Raw genomic sequence first — 9,280 nt, forward strand, 5'->3', positions numbered from 1 at the left:
TTTATATTATGTAGATAAAACTTTGCCTGCAACTAGCCTAATTTCCGATTTTGATGTTGCAGATACACGTTCGCCAGGCAATAGAATTCCAATTAAATTTAATGGATCCACCGATGAAATAATTCGCGGTATATTATCTATTTCTTCATTCCGTACCGCTCGCAAAGAATCAACTGCATAAGGAAGAGCAAATTGCTCACCTAAAAATCCATCGACAAACCGTCCTCCACGTACCTCACCGCGTAATTCAAGGCGCCGCAAAAAAATGAGTAAATCTCGCCAGCGAGGAATATTTTTTTCACGTACAAGCAAATCACGAAAGATTACTCCATAGCGCTCTAACAGCATCCAGCATGCTGCTTCTACGCGTTTTTCATGATCTTCTTGTGCATGAACACGTAATAAGGACCAACGCCCCGTACTTAGTGGAAACATGAGGTTACGTCTATGCCGACGACTTTGTTTACGTTTTGTACTCATCAAAGTCCGCACATTATCAAAACTATCCGCAGTTACCATTCCTGCTGCAACTAACTCCCATAAGCCATTTTCTACTTCAATTTTCAAATTTCCTGTACCACGTACAATATCTGCATAAAATGAAGCACCATATTTTTGCAAAAATCTATAAATATTGCGGGCGGGATAACTAAGGCTCGTTACTTCTTCAACATTATCTATAGATACATGAGGTGGAATCCAATCAATCTCTTCTCGAACAAAAAAAGTAATCGGAGCATTTCGGGTTGGTGATAAACGCCGAGATTTTTTTGTTTCTTCATCTGCAAGCACTACAGAAGGATGTGGTGATACCCTCCCCCATCCTACGATGCCACTCATGCATAATTTATCGAGCATCAATGCGTCATAATCATGTACGCGTAAAGGAAAAATATCGGTTTCCCATGCACTTGCAGCCAGCTCAAAACCTTGTAATTGCTTGATTACTGCAAGCAGTCCTCTTTCACCATTCATCTGATGGCCTTTTCCTATGTGATGCCATTTCAACAACCATGCCATGAATTGTGCTTGGCTAACAGGTTTGATTTGTTGACGTAAAGATTCAGTTGTAGCGCGATGAATACGAGCAAGTAATCGACGTTCACACCATTCTCTTTCACCAGCATACTCTGCACGAAAATGCCCGCGAAGCACATACCCACTTGCTTCTAATTTCAATAAAGCATGCGCTACATCTAATGGGGCCAGATGGAAACAATCGCTCAATTTGTTTTGGGTAATTGGCCCTATATGCAATAACCAACCTTGTAGCGTTTTGAGTATGGCCTCTTCCGATGAGATTAGTTCTTCTTTGATATCCACTACCTCACGAGCAAAGGATGCATGTGGAAAAATACACTGAAAAGTCTTCTTTTTTTCTGTGGATACATAATAATTTTCACCCGCAACAACAGCCAATACAGCCCTCCCTTGTAGTTGTAATTCACTAAAATAGTGTTTCCACTGCGGCAAAGTAGCTTGTAATTCAGTCAGTTGAATTATTTCTGGAAAAATAATAACGGTATGTAGCACATCATGTAATTCGTCTGCAGAACGAATATCTGGCCAAGCCTGTTCCTGAATCTCAGATATAGCTTTTGGATCAAGTTTCCCTACCTCTTCTAACATTGATTCTGGTAATACGCGACGCATTTCAACCGCACGTGAACGCCGCTCCTCTAAAGGAGCATCATCTAAAAATGCATAAGGATTAGCATTTAAAATTTCATGAGAAAAAACTGAAGGAACTGGAGTATCCACAGCAAGGCAAGTAATATGCTGAGTTTCAATATCATGGATTACTTTTGTTACTCCATCGACATCCAAAGCATCCATTAAGATATCTTTCATAGTTTCCTCAATAAGCGGATGCTCAGGCAACACTACATCTCGCCCCCCTAAATTATCCTGACACGCAGCTGCATCTGGAAACACAGCAGCCAATAAATCATCAGCAAGCATTCGTTGAATATTAGGAGGAATTTTTTTGCCACCCCGAAAACGTAATAATGATAATGAGCGCGAAGCTACTGCACGAAAGCGCATACCCAATAAGGGAGATTGCAATACTGCTTGGGTAACAGCCTCTTTTAAGGTGTTTGTATGCAAAAAATGAAACACATCAGACAAAGGAAAGCTATGTTGCTCCGTTAAAGAAATATTTAAACCATTATCTGTAGCAGCAGCCTGTAATTCAAAATTGAAAGATCGGCAAAATTTCTTTCGTAATGCCAATCCCCAGGCTTTGTTAATCCGTGCACCAAATGGCGCATGGATAATCAGTTGCATACCACCACTTTCATCAAAAAATCGTTCAGCTATTATTGTTTTCTGAGTAGGAACTGCACCTAAAACTTGTCGACCTAAGCGTACATACTCAAGCAACTGTTCTGAAGCAGAAGCATCAAGGCCACAATATTTCATTAACCATCGAATGGCTTTTTGTATCTGAGAGATATGCCTTGCATCAACAATTGGGGGTATTTTCTCGGGTAACAAAAAATTAATTTTTTCCCGAAGCTGGGATACTTGCAATGATAACTCGATGCTGCGTGCAGGAGCTTCTCCTAACCAAAAAGGAACACTGGGTGGTGCGCCATGTGCGTCCTCCACTAACACCCGACCATTTTCAATACGCAGTACCTTCCATGAATTTGTACCTAGCAAAAAAATGTCTCCACGATTACTCTCTACAGCAAAATCTTCATCTAAAGTACCAACCATCACATTATCTGGCATCGCAATCACTGAAAACAAACCATTATCGGGAATCGCTCCGCCACTGGTGATTGCTGCTAAACGACTCCCTCGTCGTCCTTTAAGGATATGATTCACTCGATCTCTATGGATATAGGCACCGTAACGCCCACGAGATCCGGCAATGCCCTCTGAGAGCATAGTCAAAATTTCATCGAATTTTTCTTGAGTCAAATGATGGTAAGGATAAGCATTTTTAAAATTACTAAAAAGTAAATCTTCATCCCAATCCTGGGTGGCACAAGCAGCCACAATTTGTTGTGCTAAAATATCTAAAGGCTCTTCTGGAATAATTAATTGATCTAAATCCCCTTGGCGGATAGCATAAACTAATGCTGCACACTCTAATAATTCATCCCGCGTGGTTGCAAAAATGCGTCCTGTAGAGATCGCTGCATGCCAGTGTCCTGCTCTACCAATACGTTGTAATGCGGTAGCAATAGCTCGTGGAGATCCGATTTGACACACTAAGTCAATATGACCAATATCAATTCCTAATTCTAATGAAGCTGTAGCAACCAGAACTTTCAGCGTACCATTCTTAAGTTTAGCTTCTGCTTCAAGACGTAATTTCCGTGATAAACTACCATGATGAGCTAATACCTTATTTTCACCTAAACGTTGTTCCAAATGATGAGCAACACGTTCCGCTAATTTTCGTGTATTGACAAATACTAATGTAGCACGATTTTCTTGGGCTAAACCTGCGATCTTTTCATAAATCTCATCCCACATTTCATTGGAAGCAACGGCAGCTAATTCACTTTCAGGTATTACAATCTGCAAATCTAATTGTCGAGCATGTCCAATATTGACCAATTTCACTTGAGTCTTTTTAGAGCCGACTAGAAAGTTTGCTACTTTTTCTAAAGGTTTTTGAGTCGCAGAAAGACCAATACGAATAAATGATTTTGGGGTAAGTGCTTCTAAACGTTCTAAAGACAATGCCAGATGGGTACCTCGTTTGTTATTCACTAAAGCATGAATTTCATCGACAATAACTGTATGAATACCTGACATATTCATTCGACTTTTTTCAGCAGTTAACAGAATATAAAAAGATTCTGGTGTAGTAATCAAAATATGTGGCGGTTTCTTGAGCATTTTTTGGCGCTCGTTTGCTGGTGTATCCCCTGTTCTCACTGCCACGCGAATTTCAGGTAAATCAATACCTCGTTCTTTGGCCAACGCACTAATTTCTTGTAAGGGTAATAACAAATTCTTTTGTACATCGTTACTTAATGCTTTAAGTGGTGAAACATATAATACTTCAGTGAGGTCTTGTAAATTTCCTGTTACCGCTTTATGTACTAAATCATTTAAACAGGCTAAAAATGCAGCTAAAGTTTTACCCGAACCCGTCGGTGAAGAAATGAGTGTATCAAGGCCGGCCAAAATAAATGGCCATCCTTGCTCTTGTGGTTCGGTAGGTTTACCTATTTTTTGGACAAACCAATCTCGCACCAACTGATGAGCCCAAGAAATACTTTGATACTTTGATGAATTCATGAGATTAATGATAAATAAGCAAGTTACACTACATAGTATAGGCAAGCTCGCTAAGATGTCTGCCCATATTATGCTTATTTTAAGTGTACTACTTATTTCTCAGTTTCATTATATAAACTTATTTTTAAATTTTTATCCTGAATAATCAATGCTAATATTTATCCTATAAATAATAAAATCAAAAAAGGAATTGTCTTATGAGTCGCATGCTTCTCTTTACTTCAGGACTCATTGTTATATGGATTACTGGTTACTTCCTTATTGTGGGAAGCCATGTATTAATTCCTTTAGTTATCGCTATTTTTATTTGGCATCTTCTTAATACCATTAGTAATATTATTCAAGGAATACCAATGGTAGGTGCCCAGCTACCTGGCTGGTTAAGTATGATTTTTGCTTTTGTAATTGTTGCTGTTTTCATTTTTATCTTCATAAACATTATTACGAATAACGTCAATAATGTCATAGCAGCGTCAAATCGCTACCAAGAAAATTTATTAGCCATTTTTAGCAATATTGACAAAACACTGCATATTGAAATTTTATCGAGTCTGAATCAAATGATAAAATCGCTTAATTTACAAACGATTTTAGTCAATGCCTATGGAGTGTTCTCAACTCTGGCAAGTTCTACGGTACTCATTTTGCTGTATATTGCATTTTTATTTGCAGAACAATATTTTTTTCTCAATAAAATTGATGCCCTTTTTCCTGCTTTAGAAAATCGCATTCTTGTCAACAATATCTTGAATCATATTGTAGTGAATACTCAAACGTATTTGGGCTTAAAATCAATTTTAAGCATTATCACTGCTATTTCCAGTTGGATTATTATGAAATGGGTAAAACTCGATTTTGCAGAATTTTGGGCACTTCTTATTTTTTTTCTCAACTTCATACCAAACATAGGTGCAATCATTGCGATTGCTTTCCCTGCTTCTTTAGCAATAGTGCAATTTACCAGCTGGATCCCTTTCACACAAATTATCGTTGGTTTAGGAACAGTACAATTTATTGTGGGAAATATAATTGAACCTCGTTACTTAAGCAATTCATTAAATTTAAGTCCGCTTGTGATCTTATTCGCCTTGGCAGTCTGGGGAGATATATGGGGACTACTAGGAATGTTTCTGGCGGTACCAATCACCGTAATGATGATGATTATCTTTGCTCATTTTGAAAGGACAAGGCCGATTGCTATTCTTTTATCTCGGGATGGAGATGTTTTTAGAACTTACGAATTATTACCTGTAGAAAATTCCTCTGATCAAAATTGGTCTCAATATTAGACATTACTTATTTAATATGAGTTCGATATAAAAATAAACGTCATTTTTTATATCGAACTGATTTTATTTAGAACTCTCGTTATTTCGATTCCCAAAATGCAATATGCGCGCCAGTGGGATCTTTAATAATTGCAAAAAGCCCCATATCCCCCACATGGGTAACCCCTTTTATTTCCTGAGCACCATCCTGTTTTGCCTTTTCTAAGGTTTCTGTAACATTATTCACCAAAATATAAGCCATCCAATGTGGTGGGATGCTGTTTTGTTGATCTGTAGGGATTTGCCATATACCCGCAATATCTTGATCGCCCGATTGGATAATGGTATAGGTCATTTCGTCAGAATGAATTTCTTTATAATGCCAACCTAATAATTTACTATAAAATTCTTTAGCTTTTTTTACATCAGCAGTAGCTAATTCGTTCCAACAAAATTGACCTGTTGCATGTTGCGACATAATTATTTCCTTATCTTAACGCCATGTTCGACTTATTTAAACAATTTCTAAGAGTTCAAATTGTAACGGTGGGTTTCCAACAAGCTTACTGTACGATTAACGGCGGGCTTAGATTTTCTAGCGACTGTCCGAGGTCGTTGGTTCTCACTTCATCATGACAATAGAGCGAGTATCCCAATTATAAATTTTGAGCTCACGCCTCAAGTTATTCGGATTGGATGCATCTAACAAAGATTTGTCATTAGACACATCTTCAAACGAACGATTTGGATAATAGTGTTCCTGAGCACGGATATTGAAGATAATGCTCATCCAGCAACACCATTAATCGCTCATCTTCTGCCGATATAGGAGACGCTTTGTAATAATAACTGGAAACGTTCAATCTGAGTAGCATGCACTGCTCTCGGGTTGTTATTTCAGCACTACTATCAATCAAAAGGTGCTTTTCATCTAGGCTCAGGTAAGCACTTTTTTTTAACCAAGATAATTGCGTTTGAAGTTGACGAATTTCTTCATACAGAGCCTCGACAAGTTCTGATTGCTCTTTTTTATCCTTATCACGAGCATTGGAAAAAGCATCTGCAAGAACCTGTAAAGCCGTTTGCTTCCAAGCCTTAATTTGAGTAGGATGAGCACCGTACTCACGAGCCAGTTGAGCCTGCGTCAATTTACCTTCAATTGCTGCAATGGCTATCTTTGATTTTTTTGATGCAGTGTACTAGTTCCGTTTATTTAGACACTCTATTCTCCTCTTCCCCTTAGAAGAAGAGCTCTTATAAAGCTCTTTTTTTCTCCAAACGCCAGACAATCCTTAGAGTCTGTGCTATGCGACAATCACACGGTACTAAACTTTTTAACTTAGCATAGGTTATAGGGCATAACAATTATTCATGGTCAATTAATTTTATGTTAATAAGGGATATTTATAGTTGCGTACTTAATCTATTTGAGCAACTAAAGATCAAACTATGAAGCTCCCGTTAAAAGAACCGCTTTTTTCCAGATACCTGTATGTTAGCCCCGAAAACATCGTCCACGTGTTCATGCCCGTCGTCAGCGGGACCGATATTGGACTAGACAATACGTGCAAGGCGGTCTCTTCCCTCCAGGAGTTTTTCGGCAAGGGCAATGACTCAAAGACGACGCTCAAAGGCGCACTCTTGGCGTATCAGGAGGCATTGAAACAGGATTTAAGCCTATTGGGTGCTGATTCAGTTCTTGCCCAACAAAAGCAAGAACGACTGACTCAGATTGAAGCCTACTTAAACGTAGTCAAGCATCTAGAGCACCATGAAGAATTAGAGTGTTTAAACAAGGGATTTCCCAGCTACCCAAGGCCCTTGGAGGGGATGTTGCAAGACAAGTCAGGCTCGAATCTGCACAGCATTATTTTGCGCCCGACGCGTCAAGATGCTTATATTCGCAGCGAAGCATCGATACCCTTATTTTCTGTAGCCCACGACAGTGAAGCATGCCAAAGATGGGATACCCAATCGCTGTTACAAAAGACCCTCATCGACACCTATTCTGGATTAAGGTTGCAGGCGCAAAATGTGACCTCCCAATTAATGGAACGTGTATTGGTTCGACTGGACCAGGTAGGCCAATCTGATTTTGATGATTTACAAAAGATACTCCAAGAAGAAACGCTGGCCTTAACCGGGATACCCATTAATTTTAATCAAGATGCCCAAGGCAAACCTTTAAATCAAGAGCGCATTAAGCAAGAAATTTTTTTGGTGATTCAGTAAGTCCTAAGGAGTACATTGGGGCCTTATTAGGCTATTGTGCCCATGAGTTATTAGCAACCCACGTTGAATCTCCATTTAACTACTTAACCGATGAAGAAAGTTGGTCCATTGCCACCCAATTTTTATTGGGAATAGTAAGCCTTTATTGCGTCGCCCAAGCCAAAGTGGACGCACCCATCAATTGGGGTAGGCTTCTGGATGATTCTTGCGAGTTAAGTAACTCCTTAGCAGCCACTATGGCAAAAGCCCAACAGAATAAACAAAGCCCTGAGGCGTGCTTAGTCCAGTGGATAAATGCACATAGCAGTCCCTTGGGCTTAAACACACTGTTAAGCCCTGAAGACCTCAAAGCCATTAAAAAAGATTTTGCCAAGCGTTATGTGCAAATCAAAGACGCGCCGCATTTTGATGAGTTTTTTCTCTTAGATAGACAAAAGAAAGGTTCTTTTGTCGTGCATCAAGGCTCAATTTGTGCAAGTTTTTCGGATTTTGCGGCTTCTCAGATTTTTAATCTACCCCAAGAGCATGCATCGATGCTTGAAAAGTGGTGTAACGATTTTAAAACCTTAGCGGGTGTTGAAATCCCTCATCAAAATCCATGGGTTTCGGCAAGTATTGAACTTGATTTATCGGCCATGGACGACAACGCATTACAAACCTTATATGACCAAATTACGACCTATAAAGATTTCGCGGTCAAAAAGGCTCTTTTAGAACAACTTGTTGAAGAACGACCTGATTTTAAGGACCAAATTGATGTTAAAGTCTTCTTACAGCATGTGGCTTATGGACAGCAGGATGAGGCGATGGGTTTACTTCAAAAGGACCCAAACCTTGCTCAGGAGCTGTTGTTTGCTCAAAAGATTCCATTCACCGACTACTCAGGGCGCACCTTCACCTGCAGCGCTTATGAATATGCTTATTGGGCTAAAGACAGCCATATGTGTCGCATGTTAGAGCGGTTTATGGATGAACATACTAAAGCTGAACTACTCAAACGGGTTCAGGCCATAGAGGAGCTTATTTCAGGACCAGAGTTCTTTCAACAACCAAGAGGTTTAGTCTACAGGAAAAAGGATGAAGAGTATCGAAGTGCTCATTTTGACCTTACCCCGCTAAAAACTGCATTAAAGCATTATATTGAAGAGTATGACAAAAATCCTAAAAATACAGCAGCCGATTGGGCTGTCCTTGATAAAATCTGGGTCGAGGAAGTGGGGCGTGCCCAGCGCAATGTTCCGGCGCACATTGCTCAGGAATACTGTCATCCAGAGCGTTCGTTTAATGAGGTGTCTCAAAACAAATCTTTGTTAGATGCATCCAATCCGAATAACCTCAAGCGTCAACTCACATTTTATAATTGGGATACTAACTCCAATGATTTATGGTTTACTCAGGGGGCTCATTTAGTTGATTCTGGCTTGGGCTTTTCATTTGCGTTAATACGCGCTGGGCGGGGCGTGGCGTGCGGCGGGGCGCGAGTCGTGGGGCGGGGTGTTGATTTAGCCGCACTA

At 39.7% G+C, this 9,280-nt stretch carries 5 protein-coding genes and 1 pseudogene; 3 read left to right on the forward strand and 3 right to left on the reverse strand.

Features of this window, described 5'->3' with window-relative positions:
* Nucleotides 1-6 precede the first annotated feature (6 nt).
* On the reverse strand, nucleotides 7-4,266 hold the full coding sequence (locus Lsan_RS10495; RefSeq protein WP_058514348.1) for a DEAD/DEAH box helicase: 4,260 nt from the start codon (nucleotides 4,264-4,266) through the stop codon (nucleotides 7-9).
* Nucleotides 4,267-4,463: 197 nt separating this feature from the next.
* On the opposite strand from Lsan_RS10495, the gene Lsan_RS10500 reads away from it, so the two are divergent.
* A complete protein-coding gene (locus Lsan_RS10500) occupies nucleotides 4,464-5,555 on the forward strand; it encodes an AI-2E family transporter (protein WP_058514349.1) in 1,092 nt (363 codons plus the stop codon).
* 79 nt (nucleotides 5,556-5,634) lie between these two features.
* Here the strand turns inward: Lsan_RS10500 and Lsan_RS10505 are convergent, their stop codons facing one another.
* Nucleotides 5,635-6,012 carry a VOC family protein gene (locus Lsan_RS10505; RefSeq protein ID WP_058514350.1) on the reverse strand — a complete coding sequence of 126 codons (378 nt, stop codon included), beginning with the start codon at nucleotides 6,010-6,012 and terminating at the stop codon, nucleotides 5,635-5,637.
* 253 nt (nucleotides 6,013-6,265) lie between these two features.
* Nucleotides 6,266-6,682: a hypothetical protein gene (locus tag Lsan_RS10510; protein WP_058514351.1), complete on the reverse strand. Its 417-nt coding sequence runs from the start codon at nucleotides 6,680-6,682 to the stop codon at nucleotides 6,266-6,268.
* A gap of 301 nt (nucleotides 6,683-6,983) precedes the next feature.
* On the opposite strand from Lsan_RS10510, the gene Lsan_RS23345 reads away from it, so the two are divergent.
* Complete coding sequence (locus Lsan_RS23345) at nucleotides 6,984-7,766, forward strand: hypothetical protein (RefSeq protein ID WP_272947148.1); 783 nt, start codon at nucleotides 6,984-6,986, stop codon at nucleotides 7,764-7,766.
* Nucleotides 7,767-7,780: 14 nt separating this feature from the next.
* Nucleotides 7,781-9,280 (forward strand): annotated as a pseudogene (locus tag Lsan_RS10515) (SidC); the annotation flags it as partial.

It is taken from the genome of Legionella santicrucis (genome assembly GCF_001468135.1).
GTDB classification, from domain to species: Bacteria; Pseudomonadota; Gammaproteobacteria; order Legionellales; family Legionellaceae; genus Legionella; species Legionella santicrucis.